The organism is Streptomyces sp. NPDC047061 (genome assembly GCF_040643955.1).
Lineage (GTDB): Bacteria > Actinomycetota > Actinomycetes > Streptomycetales > Streptomycetaceae > Streptomyces.
Window position 1 is genome coordinate 38,043 of sequence record NZ_JBEYVI010000012.1, and the last position, 22,592, is coordinate 60,634.

Annotated in this window: 21 protein-coding genes; 20 read left to right on the forward strand and 1 reads right to left on the reverse strand. The window is 71.0% G+C overall.

Annotated elements, in window-relative coordinates:
- Positions 1-93 precede the first annotated feature (93 nt).
- Positions 94-1,035, reverse strand: coding sequence for a cation diffusion facilitator family transporter (locus tag ABZ887_RS19145; protein ID WP_361290564.1), 942 nt, complete (start codon positions 1,033-1,035; stop codon positions 94-96).
- 425 nt (positions 1,036-1,460) lie between these two features.
- Here ABZ887_RS19145 and ABZ887_RS19150 point away from each other — a divergent pair, with 425 nt between their 5' ends.
- From ABZ887_RS19150 to ABZ887_RS19245, 20 genes are all read left to right on the forward strand, one after another.
- Complete coding sequence (locus ABZ887_RS19150; RefSeq protein ID WP_361290567.1) at positions 1,461-3,227, forward strand: DUF5941 domain-containing protein; 1,767 nt, start codon at positions 1,461-1,463, stop codon at positions 3,225-3,227.
- Positions 3,224-3,976, forward strand: a complete 753-nt coding sequence (locus ABZ887_RS19155; RefSeq protein ID WP_361290570.1) for a phosphocholine cytidylyltransferase family protein — start codon at positions 3,224-3,226, stop codon at positions 3,974-3,976. Before ABZ887_RS19150 ends, ABZ887_RS19155 begins: the two co-directional genes overlap by 4 nt.
- Positions 3,964-5,025 (forward strand): iron-containing alcohol dehydrogenase family protein, encoded by a 1,062-nt coding sequence (locus tag ABZ887_RS19160; RefSeq protein ID WP_361290573.1) that lies wholly within the window; start codon positions 3,964-3,966, stop codon positions 5,023-5,025. Before ABZ887_RS19155 ends, ABZ887_RS19160 begins: the two co-directional genes overlap by 13 nt.
- Before the next feature lie 13 nt (positions 5,026-5,038).
- Positions 5,039-5,782, forward strand: coding sequence for a CDP-alcohol phosphatidyltransferase family protein (locus ABZ887_RS19165; protein WP_361290576.1), 744 nt, complete (start codon positions 5,039-5,041; stop codon positions 5,780-5,782).
- A gap of 8 nt (positions 5,783-5,790) precedes the next feature.
- A complete protein-coding gene (locus ABZ887_RS19170) occupies positions 5,791-6,663 on the forward strand; it encodes a glycosyltransferase (RefSeq protein ID WP_361291043.1) in 873 nt (290 codons plus the stop codon).
- A 167-nt stretch (positions 6,664-6,830) separates the two neighbouring features.
- Positions 6,831-7,760, forward strand: a complete 930-nt coding sequence (locus ABZ887_RS19175; RefSeq protein WP_361290579.1) for an ABC transporter permease — start codon at positions 6,831-6,833, stop codon at positions 7,758-7,760.
- Between the two features lies 1 nt (position 7,761).
- Positions 7,762-8,547: an ABC transporter ATP-binding protein gene (locus ABZ887_RS19180; protein WP_361291046.1), complete on the forward strand. Its 786-nt coding sequence runs from the start codon at positions 7,762-7,764 to the stop codon at positions 8,545-8,547.
- Between the two features lie 359 nt (positions 8,548-8,906).
- Positions 8,907-9,809 (forward strand): squalene synthase HpnC, encoded by a 903-nt coding sequence (gene hpnC / locus ABZ887_RS19185; RefSeq protein ID WP_361290582.1) that lies wholly within the window; start codon positions 8,907-8,909, stop codon positions 9,807-9,809.
- Positions 9,806-10,759, forward strand: coding sequence for a presqualene diphosphate synthase HpnD (gene hpnD / locus ABZ887_RS19190; protein ID WP_361290585.1), 954 nt, complete (start codon positions 9,806-9,808; stop codon positions 10,757-10,759). Before hpnC ends, hpnD begins: the two co-directional genes overlap by 4 nt.
- The gene (locus ABZ887_RS19195) at positions 10,759-10,899 is read left to right on the forward strand and encodes a DUF6380 family protein (RefSeq protein ID WP_361290588.1); all 141 of its coding nucleotides are present in this window, start codon (positions 10,759-10,761) and stop codon (positions 10,897-10,899) included. Before hpnD ends, ABZ887_RS19195 begins: the two co-directional genes overlap by 1 nt.
- The gene (hpnE, locus tag ABZ887_RS19200) at positions 10,896-12,317 is read left to right on the forward strand and encodes a hydroxysqualene dehydroxylase HpnE (RefSeq protein WP_361290591.1); all 1,422 of its coding nucleotides are present in this window, start codon (positions 10,896-10,898) and stop codon (positions 12,315-12,317) included. Before ABZ887_RS19195 ends, hpnE begins: the two co-directional genes overlap by 4 nt.
- Before the next feature lie 59 nt (positions 12,318-12,376).
- Positions 12,377-13,444: a polyprenyl synthetase family protein gene (locus tag ABZ887_RS19205; RefSeq protein WP_361290594.1), complete on the forward strand. Its 1,068-nt coding sequence runs from the start codon at positions 12,377-12,379 to the stop codon at positions 13,442-13,444.
- Positions 13,445-13,561: 117 nt separating this feature from the next.
- Complete coding sequence (shc, locus tag ABZ887_RS19210) at positions 13,562-15,553, forward strand: squalene--hopene cyclase (RefSeq protein WP_361290597.1); 1,992 nt, start codon at positions 13,562-13,564, stop codon at positions 15,551-15,553.
- The gene (locus tag ABZ887_RS19215) at positions 15,553-16,194 is read left to right on the forward strand and encodes a 1-hydroxy-2-methyl-2-butenyl 4-diphosphate reductase (protein WP_361290600.1); all 642 of its coding nucleotides are present in this window, start codon (positions 15,553-15,555) and stop codon (positions 16,192-16,194) included. The genes shc and ABZ887_RS19215 overlap by 1 nt, the downstream gene beginning before the upstream one ends.
- A gap of 5 nt (positions 16,195-16,199) precedes the next feature.
- Positions 16,200-17,222 carry an adenosyl-hopene transferase HpnH gene (gene hpnH / locus ABZ887_RS19220; protein WP_181803030.1) on the forward strand — a complete coding sequence of 341 codons (1,023 nt, stop codon included), beginning with the start codon at positions 16,200-16,202 and terminating at the stop codon, positions 17,220-17,222.
- 4 nt (positions 17,223-17,226) lie between these two features.
- Entirely contained in the window at positions 17,227-18,384 is a 1,158-nt protein-coding gene (ispG, locus tag ABZ887_RS19225; protein ID WP_361290604.1) for a flavodoxin-dependent (E)-4-hydroxy-3-methylbut-2-enyl-diphosphate synthase, read from the forward strand.
- Between the two features lie 27 nt (positions 18,385-18,411).
- Positions 18,412-20,406, forward strand: coding sequence for a 1-deoxy-D-xylulose-5-phosphate synthase (gene dxs / locus ABZ887_RS19230; protein WP_361290607.1), 1,995 nt, complete (start codon positions 18,412-18,414; stop codon positions 20,404-20,406).
- A complete protein-coding gene (locus ABZ887_RS19235; protein WP_361290610.1) occupies positions 20,403-21,788 on the forward strand; it encodes an aspartate aminotransferase family protein in 1,386 nt (461 codons plus the stop codon). Before dxs ends, ABZ887_RS19235 begins: the two co-directional genes overlap by 4 nt.
- Positions 21,789-21,847: 59 nt before the next feature.
- Positions 21,848-22,471, forward strand: a complete 624-nt coding sequence (locus ABZ887_RS19240) for an XRE family transcriptional regulator (RefSeq protein ID WP_361290613.1) — start codon at positions 21,848-21,850, stop codon at positions 22,469-22,471.
- Positions 22,468-22,590, forward strand: coding sequence for a DUF6126 family protein (locus ABZ887_RS19245; protein WP_361290616.1), 123 nt, complete (start codon positions 22,468-22,470; stop codon positions 22,588-22,590). Before ABZ887_RS19240 ends, ABZ887_RS19245 begins: the two co-directional genes overlap by 4 nt.
- Positions 22,591-22,592 lie beyond the last annotated feature (2 nt).

Here is a 22,592-nt window from a genome sequence, read left to right on the forward strand (position 1 = left end):
GGGAACCGTCCGGGGGTCTCGAACACAAGGACGCCGGGGGAGCGCGGAGCGCTGCGTTCCGGTACCCGGCCGCAGGATCCGGCCGCGACGGGGTCAGCGGCAGAGCCGGGCCTCGTGCTCCGCGTGCCCGACCGGTTCCAGCTGAAAGGTGCAGTGCTCCACGTCGAAGTGGTGGCCCAGACAGCCCTGCAGCTCGTGCAGCAGCTTCTCGTGGCCGACGGCGCTGAGCACGTCCGAGCGGACCACCACGTGCGCCGACAGCACCGGCATCCCCGAGGTGATCGTCCAGGCGTGCAGGTCGTGGACGTCCGCCACGCCGTCAAGGGCCAGGATGTGCGTCCGTACCTCCGCCATGTCGACGTCCCGCGGCGCCGCCTCCAGCAGGACGTCCAGGGTCTCGCGCAGCAGTTTCAGCGTCCTCGGCACGATCATCAGGCCGATGACCAGCGAGGCGATCGGGTCGGCCGCCTGCCAGCCGGTGGTCAGGATCACCACGGCAGAGACCAGCACCGCCAGCGAGCCCAGCGCGTCGGCGGCCACCTCCAGGAACGCCCCGCGCACGTTCAGGCTCTCCTGCCGGCCGCGCACCAGCAGCGTGAGCGAGATCATGTTGGCGACCAGGCCGATGAGACCGAACACGATCATCTGGCCGCCGTGGGTGTCCGCCGGCGTGAGGAACCGCTGGACCGCCTCGTACAGCACATAGCCGCCGACCACGAGCAGCAGCAGGCAGTTGGCCAGGGCGGCGAGGATCTCGGCGCGGGCGAGGCCGAAGGTGCGGTGGGTGCTCGGCGGGCGGTTGGCGAAGTGGATCGCCAGCAGGGCCATGCCGAGGCCCAGCGCGTCGGTCGCCATGTGGGCCGCGTCCGCGATCAGCGCGAGCGAGTCGGCCACCAGACCGCCGGCGATCTCGACCACCATCACCCCGAGGGTGATGGCGAGCGCCACCCGGAGCCGTCCCCGGTACGCCGCCGCGGCCGTACCGGTGGCCGGCGCGTGACGGTGGCCGTGACCGTGGTCGTGCCCTGCCCCCATGGGATACGCCTCCTGTGTTCCGCCCGGGATCACAGTGAACTACGGGTGGGGGGTATCCGGCAACGCGGCACTGAAGACCGTTGTCATCTGCCCTGACCTGCGAAAACGAAGACCAGGTCAGGGCAGCCTCAGTTACCTTCCGTGAGGGGCTGGGTGGTGCGGACGGACGGTCGCGGAGCCGTGGGCGGGTGTCTTCAATGTCCGTTCTGCGAGCGCGGTTTGTGGGTCGGGGCCCGGATCGCGGATGATGATCTCGGCAAAGGCCGGGGCAGAGTGAGTGGACTGTGCCGTGAACGGCCGGTGAACAAGCAGTCCTCACCATCCGATAACCTCTGCCGAATGCCGCCCGGGGGCCGCCAGGCACACCCCGCCCGACCATGCAGCAGACCGGCGTCCGTTCGCCGGCACCCAGGGAGTGAGTTCGGTTGTCGACCGCCATCGTCACCGGTCCGCCGGTCCCCGGATCGTCACTGGAGAGCGATCTGCGGGCGCTCGGCTTCGAGGTGCGGACGGCGTCGGACACCGTCGAGACCGAGGCCCTGCTCGCCGCCGTACCCGCCGACCGGCGCGTCGCCGTCGTCGACTCCCGCTTCGTCGGTCATGTGCACGCCCTGCGGCTCGGCCTCACCGACCCCCGCTTCCCGCTCGCCGCGATCCCCGGCGCCGTCACCGCCCAGCCCGCCGGCCGTCAGGCCCTGAGCCGTGCGCTGGCCGGGGAAGCCGCCGCGGGCGGCGGCACCGCCCTCGCCGTCGACGGTCTCGTCACCGCCCTCGACGCCGACGTCCACCATCCCGAGCTGGGCAGCCTGGTCGCGGCCGTCCCCGCCGATCCGCAGGCCCGCAACGAGGCGCGGCAGGCCGTCGCCGCCGTCGACGACGAGGCCGTACGCCTGAAGTCGGCCGTGAAGTCCCGCGACGGCTTCTTCACCACCTTCTTCATCAGCCCGTACTCCCGCTACATCGCCCGCTGGTGCGCCCGCCGCGGCCTGACCCCCAACCAGGTCACCACCGCCTCCCTGCTCACCGCCCTGATCGCGGCGAGCTGCGCGGCCACCGGCACCCGCATCGGATTCGTCGCGGCGGGCGTGCTGCTCATCGCCTCCTTCGTCCTGGACTGCACCGACGGTCAGCTCGCCCGCTACTCCCTGCAGTACTCCACGCTCGGCGCCTGGCTGGACGCCACCTTCGACCGGGCCAAGGAGTACGCCTACTACGCGGGCCTCGCGCTGGGCGCCGCCCGCGGCGGCGACGACGTGTGGGCCCTCGCCCTCGGCGCCATGATCCTGCAGACCTGCCGGCACGTGGTCGACTTCTCCTTCAACGAGGCCAACCACGACGCCACCGCCAACACCAGCCCCACCGCGGCCCTCTCCGGGCGCCTCGACAGCGTCGGCTGGACGGTCTGGGTGCGCCGGATGATAGTCCTGCCCATCGGCGAACGATGGGCACTGATAGCCGTCCTCACGGCGGCCACGACCCCGCGGATCACCTTCTACGTCCTGCTGATCGGCTGCGCCTTCGCGGCGACCTACACCACGGCCGGGCGGGTCCTGCGGTCGCTGACCCGGAAGGCGAAGCGCACCGACCGGGCGGCCGAGGCACTCGCCGACCTGGCGGACAACGGTCCGCTCGCCGGGTTCGCGTCCCGCGCCCTGCGCGCCCCGCTCGGCTCCCCGTTCCTGGTGGCCCTCGCGGGCGTGGCGGTTCTCACCGTCTCCCTCTTCTCCGGTGTGACCTGGGCCCCGGTCGCGGGAGCCGTCGTCTACGCCCTCGCCTCCGGCCAGACCCTCGCCCGCCCCCTCAAGGGCGCCCTCGACTGGCTGGTCCCGCCCCTCTTCCGCGCCGCCGAGTACGGCACCGTGCTCGTCCTCGCAGGTAAAGCCGGGGTAAACGGAGCCCTTCCTGCGGCTTTCGGCCTGGTGGCCGCCGTCGCCTACCATCACTACGACACGGTGTACCGCATCCGCGGGAACGCCGGGGCGCCGCCGGCCTGGCTGGTCCGCGCCATCGGGGGGCAGGAAGGGCGAGTGCTGCTGGTCACCGTCCTGGCCGCGGTGCTCACCGGCGCGCAGTTCAAGGTCGCGCTCACGGTCCTCGCCGTGGTCGTGGCCGGGCTGGTGCTCGTCGAGAGCATCCGCTTCTGGGTGTCCGCAGGGGCGCCCGCCGTACACGACGAAGGAGAACCCGCATGATCGGCCTCGTGCTGGCGGCCGGCGCCGGACGGCGTCTGCGCCCCTACACCGACAGCCTGCCCAAGGCGCTGGTGCCGGTGGGGCCTGCCGGGATAGAGGACTCGATCACGGTGCTCGACCTGACCCTCGGCAACTTCGCCGAGATCGGCCTGACCGAGGTCGCGATCATCGTCGGCTACCGCAAGGAGGCCGTCTACGAGCGGAAGGCGGCCCTGGAGGCGAAGTACGGCCTCAGGCTCACCCTCATCGACAACGACAAGGCCGAGGAGTGGAACAACGCCTACTCCCTGTGGTGCGGCCGTGACGCCCTCAAGGACGGCGTGATCCTCGCCAACGGCGACACCGTGCACCCGGTCTCCGTCGAGCGGACGCTGCTCGCCTCCCGCGGCGACGGCAAGAAGATCATCCTCGCGCTGGACACGGTCAAGGACCTCGCCGACGAGGAGATGAAGGTCGTCGTCGGCGCCGACAAGGGCATGACGAAGATCACCAAGCTGATGGATCCCGCCGAGGCCACCGGCGAGTACATCGGCGTCACCCTCATCGAGGGCGACGCGGCCCCCGAGCTCGCCGACGCGCTGAAGGCGGTCTGGGAGACCGACCCGCAGCAGTTCTACGAGCACGGCTACCAGGAGCTGGTCAACCGCGGCTTCCGGATCGACGTGGCGCCGATCGGCGACGTCCGGTGGGTCGAGATCGACAACCACGACGATCTCGCCAGGGGACGGGAGATCGCGTGCCAGTACTGACCCGGCTGATCCCCTCGCCGGTCGTCGTGGACATCCGCCCGGGTGCCCTCGACGACCTGGCGGGCGTGCTCGCCGACGAACGCATCTCGCACTCCGGGCGGCTCGCGGTCGCCGTCAGCGGCGGCTCGGGCTCGAAGCTGCGCGAGCGCGTCGCGCCGAGCCTGCCCGGCGCCACCTGGTACGAGGTCGGCGGCGGCACCCTCGACGACGCGATCCGGCTGGCCGGCGAGATCAGGGCCGGCCACTACGACGCGGTCGTCGGCCTCGGCGGCGGCAAGATCATCGACTGTGCCAAGTTCGCCGCGGCCCGGGTGGGCCTGCCGCTGGTCGCGGTGCCGACGAACCTCGCGCACGACGGACTCTGCTCGCCGGTCGCCACCCTCGACAACGACGCGGGCCGCGGCTCCTACGGCGTGCCGAACCCGATCGCGGTCGTCATCGACCTCGACGTCATCCGGGAGGCCCCGGCGCGCTTCGTGCGCTCGGGCATCGGCGACGCCGTCTCCAACATCTCCGCGATCGCGGACTGGGAGCTGTCCCACCGCGTGACCGGCGAGAAGATCGACGGTCTGGCGGCCGCCATGGCCCGGCAGGCCGGCGAGGCGGTGCTCCGCCACCCCGGCGGCATCGGCGAGAACGACTTCCTCCAGGTCCTCGCCGAGGCGCTGGTCCTCAGCGGTATCGCCATGTCGGTGTCGGGCGACTCCCGCCCGTCCTCCGGCGCCTGCCACGAGATCAACCACGCCTTCGACCTGCTGTTCCCGAGGCGTGCCGCCAGCCACGGCGAGCAGTGCGGGCTCGGCGCGGCCTTCGCGATGTACCTGCGCGGAGCCCACGAGGAGTCCGTGTACATGGCCGGTGTGCTGCGCCGGCACGGACTGCCGGTGCTGCCGGAGGAGATCGGCTTCACCGTGGACGAGTTCGTCCGGGTCGTGGAGTTCGCTCCGGAGACCCGGCCCGGCCGCTACACCATCCTCGAACACCTCGACCTCAAGACCCACCAGATCAAGGACATCTACGTCGACTATGTCAAGGCCATCGGTAGCTGAACTCCGTCCGGTCGTGCACCCCGCTGGGGTCAAGGACCGGCGCAGCGGTGAGCACTGGATGGGACGCCTCTACATGCGCGAGGTGTCCCTGCGGGTGGACCGCTACCTGGTGAACACCAGGGTCACGCCCAACCAGCTCACGTACCTGATGACCGTCTTCGGCGTGCTCGCGGCCCCGGCCCTGCTGGTGCCGGGGATCACGGGCGCCGTCCTCGGTGTGGTGTGCGTCCAGATGTACCTGCTGCTCGACTGCGTCGACGGCGAGGTCGCCCGCTGGAAGCAGCAGTACTCGCTGGGCGGGGTCTACCTCGACCGGGTGGGCGCCTACCTCACCGACGCCGCCGTCCTCGTGGGCCTCGGGCTGCGCGCCGCCGACCTGTTCGGCAGCGGCCGTATCGACTGGCTGTGGGCCTTCCTCGGTACCCTGGCCGCGCTCGGCGCGATCCTGATCAAGGCCGAGACCGACCTGGTCGGTGTCGCCCGCCACCAGGCCGGCCTGCCGGTGGTCAAGGAGGCCGCCGCCGAGATGCGCTCCTCCGGGATGGCACTGGCCCGCCGGGCCGCCGCCCTGCTCCGGTTCCACCGGCTGATCCTCGGCATCGAGGCGTCCCTGCTGATCCTGGTCCTCGCGATCGTCGACCAGGTCCGCGGCGACCTCTTCTTCACCCGGCTCGGCACCGCCGTGCTCGCCGGCATCGCGCTGCTCCAGACCCTGCTGCACCTGGTCTCGGTCCTCGCGTCGAGCAGGCTGCGGTGAGCGCCGGGCTGAAGGTCGGCGCGGTCGTCATCACCATGGGCAACCGCCCGGACGAACTGCGCGCCCTCCTCGACTCGGTCGCCAAGCAGGACGGCGAGCGGGTCAAGGTGGTCGTCGTCGGCAACGGCTCGCCCGTTCCGGACGTCCCGGACGGCGTCCGCACCCTGGAGCTGCCCGAGAACCTCGGGATCCCGGGCGGGCGCAACGTCGGCATAGAGGCCTTCGGCCCCAGCGGCCGTGACGTCGACATACTGCTCTTCCTGGACGACGACGGACTGCTCGCCGAGCACGACACCGCCGAGCTGTGCCGCCAGGCCTTCGCCGCCGACCAGCGTCTCGGCATCATCAGCTTCCGCATCGCCGACCCGGACACCGGGCAGACCCAGCGCCGGCACGTGCCGCGGCTGCGGGCCTCCGACCCGATGCGCTCCTCCCGGGTCACCACCTTCCTGGGCGGCGCCAACGCCGTCCGCACCCAGGTCCTCGCCGAGGTCGGCGGCCTGCCGGACGAGTTCTTCTACGCCCACGAGGAGACCGACCTGGCCTGGCGGGCCCTGGACGCCGGCTGGATGATCGACTACCGGTCCGACATGGTCCTCAACCACCCCACCACCGCTCCCTCCCGGCACGCGGTCTACCACCGGATGGTCGCACGCAACCGGGTCTGGCTGGCCCGCCGCAACCTGCCCGCCCCCCTGGTCCCGGTCTACCTCGGGGTGTGGCTGCTGCTGACCCTGGTGCGCCGCCCCTCCCGCCCGGCCCTGCACGCCTGGTTCGCCGGCTTCCGGGAGGGCTGGACCACCCCGTGCGGCCCCCGCCGCCCGATGCGCTGGCGGACCGTGTGGAGACTCACGCGACTGGGCCGTCCCCCGGTGATCTGACAAGCTCGAAGGTGCGGGTCCGCGCGCGACGGTGCGCGGACACCCCCCCCGAAGGCGTCTCCGATGACGGAGACGTGTCGTGCCCAGTAGCACAATTGCGTAAGACGAACGTAAGACGAATCCGACGGCGCATCCGCGGACGGATCCGGAGACGAAGGCTTCCACCCTTGAGTGAGACAACGCATGACGGCGGGATCGCGGTGAGCGCGGTGCCGTCGCCCGACGAAGGCCTCACGGCGGCGCAGCTCGCCGCCAGATACGGACTCGCGGTGAGCGGCGCACGCCCCTCGCTCGTCGAGTACGTACGCCAGCTCTGGGGACGGCGCCACTTCATCCTGGCCTTCTCACAGGCCAAGCTCACCGCCCAGTACAGCCAGGCCAAGCTCGGCCAGCTCTGGCAGGTGGCCACGCCGCTGCTGAACGCGGCCGTGTACTACTTCATCTTCGGCGTCATCCTGCACGCCAGCCGTGGCATGTCGCAGGACATCTACATCCCGTTCCTGGTCACCGGCGTGTTCACCTTCACGTTCACCCAGAGCTCGATCATGACGGGCGTGCGGGCGATCGCCGGCAACCTCGGCCTGGTGCGGGCGCTGCACTTCCCGCGCGCCTCGCTGCCGATCTCCTTCGCGCTGCAGCAGCTCCAGCAGCTGCTCTTCTCGATGATCGTCATGGTCGCGGTGGTGGTCGGGTTCGGCAGCCGCCCGGGCCTGTCCTGGGTGCTGGTCGTCCCGATCCTGTTCCTGCTCTTCCTCTTCAACACGGGACTGGCCCTGATCGTGGCCCGGCTGGGAGCCAAGACCCCGGACCTCGCCCAGCTGCTGCCGTTCGTGCTGCGCACCTGGATGTACATGTCCGGTGTGATGTTCTCGATCACCAAGATGATGGAGGGCCGGCCGGAGTGGGCGCGCACGCTCCTCCAGGTGAACCCCGCCACCGTCTACATGGACCTGATGCGCTTCGCCCTCATCGACGGCTACGGCGCCTCGAACCTGCCGCCGCACGTCTGGGTCGTCGCGCTGTCCTGGGCCGTGGTCGTGTTCGCCGGCGGTTTCGTGTACTTCTGGAAGGCGGAGGAGCGGTACGGCCGTGGCTGACCTGAACGACGTGGAGCAGGACCAGGGGGAGCGGATCCCCACCGTGATCGCGGAGGACGTGCACATCGTCTACCGGGTCAACGGCGCCAAGACCGGCAAGGGCAGCGCGACGGCCGCCCTCAGCCGCATCTTCAAGCGGGGCGACGACCGGGGCGTGCGCAAGGTGCACGCCGTCCGCGGGGTCTCCTTCGTCGCCTACCGCGGCGAGGCCATCGGCCTGATCGGTTCCAACGGCTCCGGCAAGTCCACCCTGCTGCGCGCCATCGCCGGCCTGCTGCCCGCCGAGAAGGGCCGGGTCTACACCAACGGCCAGCCCTCGCTGCTCGGCGTCAACGCGGCCCTGATGAACGACCTCACGGGTGAGCGCAACGTCATCCTGGGCGGTCTCGCGATGGGCATGTCCCGCGAGGAGATCAAGGCCCGCTACCAGGAGATCGTCGAGTTCTCCGGCATCAACGACAAGGGCGACTTCATCACGTTGCCCATGCGGACCTACTCCTCCGGCATGGCGGCCCGGCTCCGCTTCTCCATCGCCGCCGCCAAGGACCACGACGTCCTCATGATCGACGAGGCGCTGGCCACCGGTGACGCGAAGTTCCGGATCCGGTCCGAGGAGCGCATCCGCGAACTGCGCCAGCACGCGGGCACGGTGTTTCTGGTCAGTCACAACAACAAGTCGATCCGCGACACCTGCGACCGCGTCCTGTGGCTGGAGCGCGGTGAGCTGCGCATGGACGGCCCGACCGAAGAGGTGCTCCAGGAGTACGAGAAGTTCACGGGCAAGTAGCCCGCCACGCCCCGGGCCCCGCCGGAACCTTTCCGGTGGGGCCCGGCGTCTGCAAAGGAAACGTCAACTCCGGCTCGCCTTAGGAATCTTGACGCCAATCGGTGTGTTGTTGTGATCTGCGGGACACCCCGACGAACCTCGATGCGTTGTACAACGTAAGCTGTACCGGTCCCGGAAAGCGGCAAGTGGGGCGATAATGCACGACACCCTCCGCCGGGCCGCCCCGCGGACTGCTGGGCGGCGTGTCCGAAATAGTGTGTATTGGGTCGGCAGTGTAGAACGGGAGATGTGACGGCAATGGCTACGGAAACTCCCCAGCTCAACGCAGGCCGCGCCGTCCTCGCCCCGGGCAGCGAACGGTGACGGCAGCCGGCCCGGTGCGCACCGGAGACCCGGAGCGCGGCACCCTGGACAAGGCCGCGGACGAGAACTTCCCCGTGGCCCCCTTCTTCCTGCCGAAAGCCTGGCGCGACGACCTGACGGCGGTGTACGGATTCGCCCGCCTCGTCGACGACATCGGCGACGGCGACCTGGCCCCCGGCGGCGCCGACGCCCGCCTCCTCGGGGTCTCCCCGGAGCAGGCCGAGGACCGCCTGGTCCTGCTCGACGCCTTCGAGGCCGACCTGCGCCGCGTCTTCGACGCCACTCCGCACCACCCCCTGCTGCGCCGCCTCCAGGTGACGGTCCGCCGCCGTTCCCTCACCCCCGAGCCGTTCCTCGGCCTGGTCGCCGCCAACCGCCAGGACCAGCTCGTCAAGCGGTACGAGACCTACGACGACCTCCTCGCCTACTGCGAGCTGTCCGCCAACCCCGTCGGCCGCCTGGTCCTCGCCGTCACCGGCACCTCGACCCCCGACCGGATCCGGCTCTCCGACGCGATCTGCACCGCACTCCAGATCGTCGAACACCTCCAGGACGTGGCCGAGGACCTCGGCCGCGACCGGATCTATCTGCCCGCCGAGGACATGAAGCGCTTTCACGTCCAGGAGGCGGATCTCGCCAGGAAAACCGCAGGCGCATCGGTGCGTGCACTGGTTGCATACGAAGCGCAACGCGCCCGCGATCTCCTGAATGAAGGCGCCCCCCTTGTGGGTAGCGTCCACGGCAGGTTGAAGCTGCTGCTCGCGGGGTTCGTGGCGGGGGGAAGGGCGGCGGTCCACGCGATCGCCGCCGCCGAATACGACGTACTTCCAGGCCCGCCCAAGCCCGGCAAGGGCCGGTTGCTGCGTGAGGTGGGCGTGACTCTGCGAGGAGAGGGGTGATCCGGACCGTGGACTCTCCCACACATGTGTCCGCACCGGTACTCGCCGCCTACAGCTACTGCGAGACCGTCACCGGACAGCAGGCACGGAACTTCGCCTACGGCATCAGGCTGCTCCCGGCGCCGAAGCGGCGCGCCATGTCGGCGCTCTACGCCTTCTCCCGGCGCGTCGACGACATCGGCGACGGCGAGCTGGCCGACGACGTGAAGGCGGCCCGGCTGGAGGACACCCGGGCACTGCTCGCCCGGGTCCAGGACGGCGCGGTCGCCGAGGACGACACCGACCCGGTCGCCGTCGCTCTCGCGCATGCCGCCCAGGCCTTCCCGATCCCGCTGGGCGGCCTGGACGAGCTGATCGACGGCGTGCTGATGGACGTACGCGGCGAGCACTACGAGACCTGGGACGACCTCAAGGTCTACTGCCGCTGCGTGGCCGGCGCCATCGGCCGGCTCTCGCTCGGCGTGTTCGGCACGGAACCGGGGGCGCGCGGTGCCGAGCGCGCGCCGGAGTATGCCGACACGCTCGGGCTCGCGCTCCAGTTGACCAACATCCTCCGGGACATCCGCGAGGACGCCGGCAACGGCCGTATCTATCTGCCCGCCGACGACCTCGCCAAGTTCGGCTGCTCGGCCGGGTTCCACGGGCCGACCCCGCCGGAGGGCTCCGACTTCGCGGGCCTCGTGCACTTCGAAGTACGGCGCGCCCGGGCCCTTTTCGCCGAGGGCTACCGGCTGCTGCCCATGCTCGACCGGCGCAGCGGCGCCTGTGTCGCCGCCATGGCCGGCATCTACCGCCGCCTGCTCGACCGCATCGAGCGCGAACCGGAGGCGGTGCTGCGCGGCCGGGTCTCGCTGCCCGGACGCGAGAAGGCGTACGTCGCCGTGCGCGGCCTGTCCGGGCTCGACACCCGACGCCACACCTCCCGTCTGACCGTCAGGAGGCGCGCCTGATGGACAAAGTGGGCCAAGGTGACTCCACCGGAGGAAAACGGCAGGCAACCCTCCGGCGCGGCGTGGCGTCCCTGACTGCGACGGCCCGCCCTGCCCCGTTCCACCGGCACGGCGGACGGCCAGGAGAGGCGGCACGATGACCGACGGCTCACGATCCGAGCGGACGCAGGACGACATTCCGTCCGGGCGCACCGCCGTCGTGATCGGCGGCGGTCTCGCGGGCATCACGGCCGCGCTCGCGCTGGCCGACGCGGGGGTGCGCGTCACCCTTCTCGAAGGCAGGCCGAGGCTCGGCGGGCTCGCCTTCTCCTTCCAGCGCGGCGACCTGACCGTGGACAACGGCCAGCACGTGTACCTGCGTTGCTGCACCGCCTACCGCTGGTTCCTCGACCGCATCGAGGGCACAGCGCTGGCACCGCTGCAGGACCGCCTCGACGTGCCCGTCCTCGACCTCGCCAAGCCGGAGGGGCGGCGCCTGGGCAGGCTGCGGCGCGACCCGCTGCCGGTGCCCCTGCATCTGGGGCGCAGCCTGGCCGCCTATCCGCACCTCTCGCTCGCCGAGCGGGCCAGGGTCGGGCGTGCCGCGCTCGCGCTCAAGGGGCTCGACCTCGCCGATCCGAGCCTGGACGCACAGGACTTCGGCAGCTGGCTGGCCGCCCACGGCCAGTCGGCGCGTGCCGTCGAGGCCCTGTGGGACCTGGTCGGGGTCGCCACCCTCAACGCGGTCGCGGGCGACGCCTCACTGGGGCTCGCCGCGATGGTGTTCAAGACCGGTCTGCTGTCCGACCCGGGCGCGGCCGACATCGGCTGGGCCCATGTGCCGCTGGGCGAACTGCACGACCGGCTGGCCCGCAAGGCGCTCGACTCCGCGGGCGTGCGTACCGAGGTCCGTACACGCGTCACCTCCGTCTCCACTAACGAGAACGGAACCTGGAGCGTTCAGGTTCCCGGCGAGACACTCACCGCCGACGCCGTCGTGCTCGCCGTCGCCCCGCGCGAGGCGCACGACCTGCTGCCCGCCGGTGCCCTCGACGCCCCGGAGAACCTGCTGGAGATCGGCACCGCTCCCATCCTCAACGTCCATGTGGTCTACGACCGCACGGTGCTCACCAAGCCGTTCTTCGCGGCCCTCGGCACCCCCGTCCAGTGGGTGTTCGACCGCACCCACGCCTCCGGGCTGCGCGAGGGACAGTACCTGGCGCTGTCGCAGTCGGCGGCCCAGGACGAGATCGACACCCCCGTGGCCGACCTGCGCGAGCGCTATCTGCCCGAGCTGGAACGGCTGTTGCCCGGTGCGCGCGGCGCCGGGGTGCAGGACTTCTTCGTGACCCGGGAGCGCACCGCGACGTTCGCCCCCACCCCCGGCGTCGGGCGGCTGCGGCCCGGCGCCCGCACCAAGGCACCCGGCCTCTACCTGGCCGGAGCGTGGACCGCCACCGGGTGGCCCGCGACCATGGAGAGTGCGGTCCGCAGCGGTGTGAACGCGGCCGACGCCGCGTTGGGCACCCTGGGCCGGCCCCGCCCCCGTCACCTCTTCGCGTTCGAGGAGGCGGCGTGAAGCTCGATCAGCAGGCGGCAGGCCCCCGCACCCCCGGTACCGCAACAAGAGGAGAAACTGTGCCCACTGTGCCCCCGGCCGAGACGGCTGCCGACGCGGTGGACGTGACCGCGCTCCTGGAGCGCGGCCGGACCCTTGCCACACCGGTACTGCGGGCGGCCGTCGACCGCCTGGCCTCCCCCATGGACACCGTGGCCGCCTACCACTTCGGCTGGATCGACGCCGAGGGCAACCCCGCCGACGGCGACGGCGGAAAGGCCGTACGGCCCGCGCTCGCCGTGCTCTCCGCCGAGGTCACCGGCGCCGCCCCCGAGGTCGGCATCCCCGGTGCCGTCGCCGTCGAACTCGTCCACAACTTCTCCCTGCTGCACGACGACCTGATGGACGGCGACGAACAGCGCCGCCACCGTGACACCGTCTGGAAGGTGCACGGCCCCGCCCAGGCCATCCTGGTCGGCGACGCCCTGTTCGCCCTCGCCAACGAGGTCCTCCTCGAACTCGGCACCGTCGAGGCCGGCCGCGCCACCCGCCGCCTCACCACCGCCACCCGCGCCCTGATCGACGGGCAGGCCCAGGACATCTCCTACGAGCACCGCGACCGGGTCAGCGTCGAGGAGTGCCTGGAGATGGAGGGCAACAAGACCGGTGCCCTGCTCGCCGCCTCCAGCTCCATCGGCGCGGTGCTCGGCGGCGCCGACGACCGCACCGCCGACACCCTGGAGAAGTACGGCTACCACCTCGGCCTCGCCTTCCAGGCCGTCGACGACCTGCTCGGCATCTGGGGCGACCCGGACGCCACCGGCAAGCAGACCTGGAGCGACCTGCGCCAGCGCAAGAAGTCCCTGCCGGTCGTCGCCGCGCTCGCCGCGGGCGGGCCCGCCTCCGAGCGGCTCGGCGAGATCCTCGCCGCCGACGCCAAGAGCAGCGACTTCGAGAACTTCTCCGAGGAGGAGTTCGCCGCCCGCGCCGCCCTCATCGAGGAGGCCGGCGGCCGCGAGTGGACCGCCGAGGAGGCGCGCCGCCAGCACACCATCGCCATCGAGGCCCTGCACGCCATCGACATGCCCGACCGGGTACGGGCACGGTTCACGGCGCTCGCGGACTTCGTCGTCGTACGAAAGAGATGATCATTATCGGTCGAATAGCCCTCGCGTAGTCGCCGGCCGGTGCGAGCGCGCAGCCAGCACCGGCCGACGGCGGACCCACAGCAGAACGATTTCGTACGACTGCACGAAGGGGAAGCCATGACAGCGACGACCGACGGAAGCACCGGGGCCACCCTGCCGCCCCGGGCCGACTCGGCCAGCACCGAATTCACCACCCCCGTGGCGACCGGGGTACAAGAAGCCGCCGAACGCGCCGTCCGACGCGCCACCGACCATCTGCTCGCCCAGCAGGACGCGCAGGGCTGGTGGAAGGGCGACCTGGAGACCAACGTCACCATGGACGCCGAGGACCTGCTGCTCCGTCAGTTCCTGGGCATCCGCGACGAGTCCACGACCGCAGCCGCCGCGCTCTTCATCCGTGGCGAGCAGCGCGAGGACGGCACCTGGGCCACCTTCTACGGCGGCCCCGGCGAACTCTCCACCACCATCGAGGCGTACGTCGCCCTGCGGCTGGCCGGGGACGCGCCGGACGCGCCCCACATGGCGAAGGCGTCGGCCTGGGTCCGCGAGCGCGGCGGGATCGCCGCCGCCCGGGTCTTCACCCGGATCTGGCTGGCCCTGTTCGGCTGGTGGAAGTGGGAGGACCTGCCCGAACTTCCCCCGGAACTCCTCTACTTCCCCAAGTGGTTCCCGCTCAGCATCTACAACTTCGGCCAGTGGGCCCGGCAGACCATCGTGCCGCTCACCGTGGTCTCGGCCAAGCGCCCGGTGCGCCCCGCCCCCTTCCCCCTGGACGAGCTCCACACCGACCCGGCCAACCCGAACCCGCCCCAGCCGCTGGCTCCGGTGGCGAGCTGGGAGGGCGTCTTCCAGCGGCTCGACAAGGTTGTCCGCGGCTACCGCAAGGTCGCGCTGGGCCGGCTGCGCGGCTCCGCCCTGAAGTCCGCCGGCCGCTGGATCGTCGAGCGCCAGGAGAACGACGGCGCCTGGGGCGGCATCCAGCCCCCGGCCGTGTACTCGGTGATCGCCCTGTACCTGCTCGGCTACGACCTCGAACACCCCGTGGTGCGCGCGGGACTCGAGTCGCTGGATCGTTACGCCATCTGGCGCGAGGACGGCGGCCGGATGATCGAGGCCTGCCAGTCGCCGGTGTGGGACACCTGTCTGGCGACCATCGCCCTCGCCGACGCCGGCCTGCCCGCCGACCACCCGCAACTCGTCAAGGCCGCCGACTGGATGCTCGGCGAGCAGATCGTGCGGCCCGGCGACTGGGCGGTGAAGCGACCCCAGCTGCCGCCGGGCGGCTGGGCGTTCGAGTTCCACAACGACAACTACCCCGACATCGACGACACCGCCGAGGTCGTCCTCGCCCTGCGCCGGGTCAGGCACCACGACCCGGAGCGGATGGAGAAGGCCATCGGGCGCGGGGTGCGCTGGAACCTCGGCATGCAGTCGAAGAACGGCGCCTGGGGCGCCTTCGACGTCGACAACACCAGCCCGTTCCCCAACCGGCTGCCGTTCTGCGACTTCGGCGAGGTCATCGACCCGCCGTCGGCCGACGTCACCGCGCACGTCGTGGAGATGCTGGCCTTCGAGGGCATGTCCCACGACCCGCGCACCCGGCGCGGCATCGAGTGGCTGCTCGCCGAACAGGAGCCGAACGGCGCCTGGTTCGGGCGCTGGGGCGTCAACTACGTGTACGGCACCGGCTCGGTGGTGCCCGCGCTGACCGCGGCCGGGCTGCCCGTCTCGCACCCGGCCGTCCGGCGCGCGGTGACCTGGCTGGAGCAGGTCCAGAACGAGGACGGAGGGTGGGGCGAGGACCTGCGCTCCTACAAGTACGCCGACGACTGGAGCGGGCGCGGCGCCTCCACCGCCTCCCAGACCGCGTGGGCGCTGATGGCGCTGCTCGCGGCGGGGGAGAGGGACGCCAAGGCCGTCGAGCGGGGCGTCCGGTGGCTCGCCGAGACGCAGGCCGAGGACGGCTCCTGGGACGAGCCGTACTTCACCGGTACCGGCTTCCCCTGGGACTTCTCCATCAACTACCACCTCTACCGGCAGGTCTTCCCGCTCACCGCGCTCGGCCGCTACGTGCACGGCGAGCCCACCCCCGAGGCCGAGGGGGACTGATGAGCCCCACGCCCGCGCCGGCCCCGCTGCTGATCGCCTGCGCACTCGGCATCGAGCACCTCGCCCTGCGCGCCGGCGAACGCGGGGGCGCGGGCGGACCCGTCACCGTGCTGCGCACCGGCATGGGCCCCAAGGCGGCGGAACGGTCCGTCACCCGGGTCCTGGCCGATCCCGCGCTGGCCGGCGCCGCGGTCCTGGCGACGGGCTTCTGTGCGGGACTCGCCCCCGGGATGCACCCCGGCGACCTGGTCGTCGCCGAGGAGACCCGGGACCCCCGCGGCAGCGTCCCGTGCGTCGGCACCGAACTCCTGGTGAAGGAGCTTGTGCGGACCCTGCCCGGCCGCACCGTCCACACCGGCCCCGTCACCGGGTCCGATCACGTCGTCCGCGGTCATGAGCGGTCAGATCTGCTCGCGACCGGCGCAATCGCGGTCGACATGGAGTCGGCGGCCACGCTCCTGAGCGCCGTGCGCGCGGGCGAACGCCCTGTTGCGGCCGTCAGGGTGGTCGTGGACGCTCCTGAACATGAACTCGTCCGGATCGGCACGGTGCGCGGTGGAATATCGGCTTTCCGCGTTCTTCGATCCGTTCTTCCAGCTTTCTTCGAATGGCACCGTTCTTTGCTGCTCCCCCGGAGGTGAGCCAGATGGCCATGCCGCTGCGCCAGTCGATCAAGGTCGCTACCTACTTGGCAGAACAGAAGCTCCGCAAGCGGGACAAGTTCCCGCTGATCGTGGAGCTGGAACCGCTCTTCGCGTGCAACCTGAAATGTGAGGGCTGCGGCAAGATCCAGCACCCGGCGGGGGTGCTGAAGCAGCGCATGCCGGTCGCGCAGGCGGTCGGGGCGGTGCTGGAGTCCGGTGCGCCGATGGTGTCCATCGCCGGCGGCGAGCCCCTGATGCACCCCCAGATCGACGAGATCGTGCGGCAGTTGGTGGCGAAGCGGAAGTACGTCTTCCTGTGCACCAACGCGATGCTGCTGCGCAAGAAGATGGACAAGTTCACGCCCTCGCCCTACTTCGCCTTCGCGGTGCACATCGACGGGCTGCGCGAGCGGCACGACGAGTCCGTCGCGAAGGAAGGCGTGTTCGACGAGGCGGTGGAGGCCATCAAGGAGGCCAAGCGGCGCGGCTTCCGGGTGACCACCAACTCGACCTTCTTCAACACCGACACCCCGCAGACCATCATCGAGGTGCTCAACTTCCTCAACGACGACCTCAAGGTCGACGAGATGATGATCTCGCCCGCCTACGCCTACGAGAAGGCCCCCGACCAGGAGCACTTCCTCGGGGTGGAGCAGACCCGCGAACTCTTCAAGAAGGCCTTCGCGGGCGGCAACCGCAAGAAGTGGCGGCTCAACCACTCCCCGCTCTTCCTGGACTTCCTGGAGGGCAAGGTCGACTTCCCGTGCACGGCCTGGGCGATCCCGAACTACTCGCTCTTCGGCTGGCAGCGCCCCTGCTACCTGATGAGCGACGGATACGTCCCGACGTACCGCGAACTCATCGAGAAGACCGACTGGGACAAGTACGGCCGCGGCAAGGACCCGCGCTGCGCCAACTGCATGGCGCACTGCGGCTACGAGCCCACCGCCGTCCTCGCCACCATGGGATCCCTCAAGGAGTCGCTCCGCGCCATGCGCGAGACGGTCTCCGGGAACCGGGAGTGACGGCATGACCGCCATCTCCCTGGGCCTCCCCGAGGTCCCCGCCCGGCCGGTCGCCGAGCGCCGCGCGTCCCGGCAGATCCATGTCGGGCCGGTGGCGGTCGGCGGCGGCGCCCCGGTGTCGGTGCAGTCGATGACCACGACCCGCACCTCGGACATCGGCGCCACCCTCCAGCAGATCGCCGAACTCACCGCGTCCGGCTGCCAGATCGTCCGCGTCGCCTGCCCCACGCAGGACGACGCGGACGCCCTGGCGACGATCGCGAGGAAGTCCCAGATCCCGGTGATCGCGGACATCCACTTCCAGCCCAAGTACGTGTTCGCGGCCATCGAGGCCGGCTGCGCGGCGGTCCGGGTGAACCCCGGCAACATCAAGAAGTTCGACGACCAGGTGCGGGAGATCGCGCGGGCCGCGAAGGACCACGGCACGCCGATCCGGATCGGCGTCAACGCCGGCTCGCTCGACCGCCGACTCCTCGAGAAGCACGGCAAGGCCACCCCGGAGGCGCTCGTGGAGAGCGCGCTCTGGGAGGCCTCGCTCTTCGAGGAGCACGACTTCCGGGACATCAAGATCTCCGTCAAGCACAACGACCCGGTCGTGATGATCGAGGCGTACCGGCAGCTCGCCGCCCAGTGCGACTATCCGCTGCACCTGGGCGTCACGGAGGCCGGCCCGGCGTTCCAGGGAACCATCAAGTCGGCGGTCGCCTTCGGGGCGCTGCTCTCGCAGGGCATCGGTGACACGATCCGCGTCTCGCTGTCCGCGCCGCCCGCCGAGGAGGTCAAGGTCGGCATCCAGATCCTGGAGTCGCTGAACCTGCGGCAGCGGCGTCTCGAGATCGTCTCCTGCCCGTCCTGCGGGCGCGCCCAGGTCGACGTCTACAAGCTGGCGGACGAGGTGACGGCAGGGCTGGAGGGCATGGAAGTGCCCTTGCGCGTCGCCGTCATGGGATGTGTGGTCAACGGCCCCGGCGAGGCACGGGAGGCCGATCTGGGGGTCGCCTCCGGCAACGGCAAGGGGCAGATCTTCGTCAAGGGCGAGGTCGTCAAGACCGTGCCCGAGTCGAAGATCGTGGAGACCCTCATCGAGGAAGCGATGAAGATCGCCGAACAGATGGAGCAGGACGGCGCCGGGTCCGGAACACCCGCCGTCACGGTGAGCTGACCAGCACGGACCGAGAGGGGGCCGAGCGTGACGATTCTGGAGAAGATCCGGGGACCACGCGACCTGAAGGCGCTGTCCGAGGCGGAACTCGGTGAACTGTCCGAAGAAATAAGGGAGTTCCTGGTGCTCGCGGTCGCCAGGACGGGCGGACACCTCGGGCCCAACCTGGGCGTCGTGGAGCTGACCGTCGCGCTGCACCGGGTCTTCGAGTCCCCGGTCGACCGCATCCTCTGGGACACCGGCCACCAGAGCTATGTGCACAAGCTGCTGACGGGCCGTCAGGACTTCTCCAAGCTGCGCGGCAAGGGCGGCCTGTCCGGATACCCCTCGCGCGAGGAGTCCGAGCACGACGTCATCGAGAACAGCCACGCCTCCACCGCGCTCGGCTGGGCCGACGGCCTCGCCAAGGCCCGCCAGGTGCAGGGGGAGAAGGGCCATGTCGTCGCGGTGATCGGCGACGGCGCGCTGACCGGCGGGATGGCCTGGGAGGCGCTCAACAACATCGCGGCGGCGAAGGACCGGCCGCTGATCATCGTCGTCAACGACAACGAGCGGTCGTACGCCCCCACCATCGGCGGCCTCGCCAACCACCTGGCGACGCTGCGCACCACCGACGGCTACGAGAAGGTGCTGGCCTGGGGCAAGGACGTCCTCCTGCGCACCCCGGTGGTCGGCAACACCATCTACGAGTCCCTGCACGGCGCCAAGAAGGGCTTCAAGGACGCCTTCGCCCCGCAGGGCATGTTCGAGGACCTGGGCCTCAAGTACGTCGGCCCGATCGACGGCCACGACATCAAGGCCGTCGAGTCGGCGCTGCGGCGCGCGAAACGCTTCCACGGACCGGTGCTCGTCCACTGCCTCACCGAGAAGGGGCGCGGCTACGAACCGGCGCTCGCCCACGAGGAGGACCACTTCCACACCGTCGGCGTGATGGACCCGCTCACCTGCGAGCCGCTCGCGCCGTCCAACGGCCCCTCCTGGACCTCGGTGTTCGGCGACGAGATCGTCCGGATCGGCGAGGAACGGGACGACGTCGTGGCGATCACCGCGGCCATGCTCCACCCGGTCGGCCTCGGCAGGTTCGCCGAGCGCTTTCCCGACCGGGTCTGGGACGTCGGCATCGCCGAGCAGCACGCGGCGGTCTCGGCGGCCGGCCTCGCCACCGGCGGACTGCACCCGGTCGTCGCCGTCTACGCCACGTTCCTGAACCGCGCCTTCGACCAGTTGCTGATGGACGTGGCACTGCACCGCTGCGGGGTGACGTTCGTCCTGGACCGGGCGGGCGTGACCGGAGTCGACGGCGCGTCGCACAACGGCATGTGGGACATGTCGATCCTCCAGGTCGTACCCGGCCTCAGGATCGCCGCCCCCCGCGACGCCGAACAGCTGCGGCTCCAGCTGCGGGAGGCGGTCGCGGTGGACGACGCGCCCACGCTGGTCCGCTTCCCGAAGGAGTCGGTGGGCCCGGAGATCCCGGCGGTGGACCGGGTCGGAGGGATCGACGTCCTGCACCGCGGGGAGGACGCTCGGGTGCTGCTGGTCGCGGTCGGCGTCATGGCGCCGGTCTGCCTCCAGGCGGCCGAGCTGCTGGCCGCCCGGGGCATAGGCTGCACGGTCGTGGACCCGCGGTGGGTCAAACCGGTGGACCCCGCGCTGCCCGGTCTGGCGGCGCAGCACGAGCTGGTGGCCGTCGTCGAGGACAACAGCCGGGCGTCCGGGGTGGGCGCGGCGGTGGCGCTGGCGCTGGGCGACGCCGAAGTGGACGTGCCGGTGCGGCGGTTCGGGATCCCGGAGCAGTTTCTGGCGCATGCGAAGCGGGGGGAGGTGCTGGCCGACATCGGGCTGACGCCGGTGGAGATCGCCGGTGCCGTCGGGGCGAGCCTCGCGGGGCGGGGGGCCGACGCCCACGGGAGTGCCGCGGGGGGTCGTGCGGCGGGTGCGGCGCCGTCGGGGCCGGTCGCGCAGTTCCCCGCGCCCCTACGGGGCGCTGATGCCGAGGGCGTTGACAAGGAGAGGCAATGAGTACGGAGTTCGACCTCGGTGCGCTGCTGGCCGAGCGTGGTGGTGAGCGGTACGAGTTGCACGGGAAGTACCTGAATCATCAGCTCCCGCGCATGCTGCACACCATCGGCTTCGACAAGGTGTACGAGCGGGCCGAGGGTGCCCACTTCTGGGACGCGGACGGCAACGACTACCTGGACATGCTCGCCGGGTTCGGGGTGATGGGCCTCGGCCGCCACCACCCCGTCGTCCGCAAGGCCCTGCACGACGTCCTGGACGCCCAGCTCGCCGACCTCACCCGCTTCGACTGCCAGCCGCTGCCCGGACTGCTCGCCGAGCGGCTCCTCGCGCACAGCCCGCACCTGGACCGGGTGTTCTTCGGCAACAGCGGCACCGAGTCGGTCGAGACGGCCCTGAAGTTCGCCCGCTTCGCCACCGGCAGACCCCGGGTCCTCTACTGCGACCACGCCTTCCACGGCCTGACCACCGGCTCCCTGTCGGTCAACGGCGAGAGCGGCTTCCGGGACGGCTTCGCCCCGCTGCTGCCGGACACCGCCGTACCCCTCGGCGACCTCGGCGCGCTCGCCCGCGAACTGAAGAAGGGCGATGTCGCCGCCCTGATCGTCGAGCCGATCCAGGGCAAGGGCGTGCACGAGGCACCGCCCGGCTATCTGCGCGCCGCGCAGGAACTGCTGCACAAGCACAAGGCGCTGCTCATCGCCGACGAGGTGCAGACCGGCCTCGGCCGCACCGGCGACTTCTACGCCTACCAGCACGAGGAGGGCGTCGAGCCGGACCTGGTGTGCGTGGCGAAGGCGCTGTCCGGCGGGTACGTCCCGGTCGGCGCCACCCTCGGCAAGGACTGGATCTTCAAGAAGGTCTACTCGTCCATGGACCGGGTCCTGGTCCACTCGGCGAGCTTCGGCGCCAACGCCCAGGCCATGGCGGCCGGGCTCGCCGTCCTCTCGGTCATGGAGAACGACCAGATCGTCGCCAACTCCCGGGCCGTGGGGGAGCAGCTCAGGTCCCGGCTCGCCGCGCTGACCGACAAGTACGAGCTGCTCGCCGACGTACGCGGCCGGGGCCTGATGATCGGCATCGAGTTCGGCCGGCCCAGCTCGCTGAAGCTGCGCAGCCGCTGGACCATGCTCCAGGCCGCCCGCAAGGGACTGTTCGCCCAGATGGTCGTCGTACCGCTGCTGCAGCGGCACCGGATCCTCACCCAGGTCTCCGGCGACCACCTGGAGGTGATCAAGCTCATCCCGCCGCTGATCGTCGACGAGACGGACGTGGACCGCTTCGTGGACGCCTTCACGGACGTCATGGACGACGCCCACAGCGGCGGCGGCCTGATGTGGGACTTCGGCAGGACGCTGATCAAGCAGGCGGTGGCCAACCGCTAGCTTTTTGTCTCTGAGGCAAGAAAATTGCCGCAGAGACAAAACTGCGGCTGAATGGAGGCATGAGCTCCTCCGAGAAAGAGCATACGGGCGAGCCGGTGGGCGATCTGCCGGCCGTCGCCCCGCAGCTGCGCTCCCTGCGGCGCCGCGCCGGCCTCACCCTGGAGGCCGCGGCCCGGGACGCGGGGCTGTCGCCCGCCCACCTCTCCCGGCTGGAGACCGGGCAGCGGCAGCCCTCGCTGCCGATGCTGCTCGCGCTCGCCCGTGTCTACGGTACGACGGTCTCGGACCTGCTGGGGGAGACCGTCGCCGACCGGGACGCGATCGTGCACGCCGGCGACATGGAACCGACCCACGCCGGCGGCTGGACGTACTGGCAGGCCGGGGCCTCCGGCCGCGGGATGCAGGCGCTGCGCGTCCGGGTGCCGTACGGCACCCAGGGCGACATCGTGCGGGTGCATCCCGGCGAGGAGTGGCTGCACGTCGTGCGCGGCCGGCTCCGGCTGCGTCTCGGTGACACCACCCATGTGCTCGCGCCCGGCGACAGCGCGCACTTCGACTCGCTGACCCCGCACCGGCTGGCCGCCGAGGACCAGGACGGGGTCGAGCTCCTGTTCGTCCACACCCTGCTGCAGAGCCCCACGGCCGCGCTGTGCCTGGGCCCGATCACCGGAGAGCTGTCATGACCGACATCGAGGACAAGTTCCCCCGGGCCCTGTGGGTCCGGCTGATCATCTACATCGCCCTCGGACACGTCCTGGCAGCGTTCCTCTTCCTGCTGTTCTCCCTCGGCGCGAAGGGCTGAGC

Excerpts from the sequence above, each read along its gene's own strand:
- ABZ887_RS19145 (WP_361290564.1), bottom strand. The coding sequence starts at position 1,035 with ATGGGGGCAGGGCACGACCACGGTCACGGCCACCGTCACGCGCCGGCC.
- hpnE (WP_361290591.1), top strand. The coding sequence starts at position 10,896 with ATGACCGACGGCTCACGATCCGAGCGGACGCAGGACGACATTCCGTCC.
- ABZ887_RS19240 (WP_361290613.1), top strand. The coding sequence starts at position 21,848 with ATGAGCTCCTCCGAGAAAGAGCATACGGGCGAGCCGGTGGGCGATCTG.
- ABZ887_RS19215 (WP_361290600.1), top strand. The coding sequence starts at position 15,553 with ATGAGCCCCACGCCCGCGCCGGCCCCGCTGCTGATCGCCTGCGCACTC.
- ABZ887_RS19245 (WP_361290616.1), top strand. The coding sequence starts at position 22,468 with ATGACCGACATCGAGGACAAGTTCCCCCGGGCCCTGTGGGTCCGGCTG.
- ABZ887_RS19155 (WP_361290570.1), top strand. The coding sequence starts at position 3,224 with ATGATCGGCCTCGTGCTGGCGGCCGGCGCCGGACGGCGTCTGCGCCCC.
- hpnH (WP_181803030.1), top strand. The coding sequence starts at position 16,200 with ATGGCCATGCCGCTGCGCCAGTCGATCAAGGTCGCTACCTACTTGGCA.
- ispG (WP_361290604.1), top strand. The coding sequence starts at position 17,227 with ATGACCGCCATCTCCCTGGGCCTCCCCGAGGTCCCCGCCCGGCCGGTC.
- ABZ887_RS19195 (WP_361290588.1), top strand. The coding sequence starts at position 10,759 with ATGGACAAAGTGGGCCAAGGTGACTCCACCGGAGGAAAACGGCAGGCA.
- shc (WP_361290597.1), top strand. The coding sequence starts at position 13,562 with ATGACAGCGACGACCGACGGAAGCACCGGGGCCACCCTGCCGCCCCGG.
- ABZ887_RS19235 (WP_361290610.1), top strand. The coding sequence starts at position 20,403 with ATGAGTACGGAGTTCGACCTCGGTGCGCTGCTGGCCGAGCGTGGTGGT.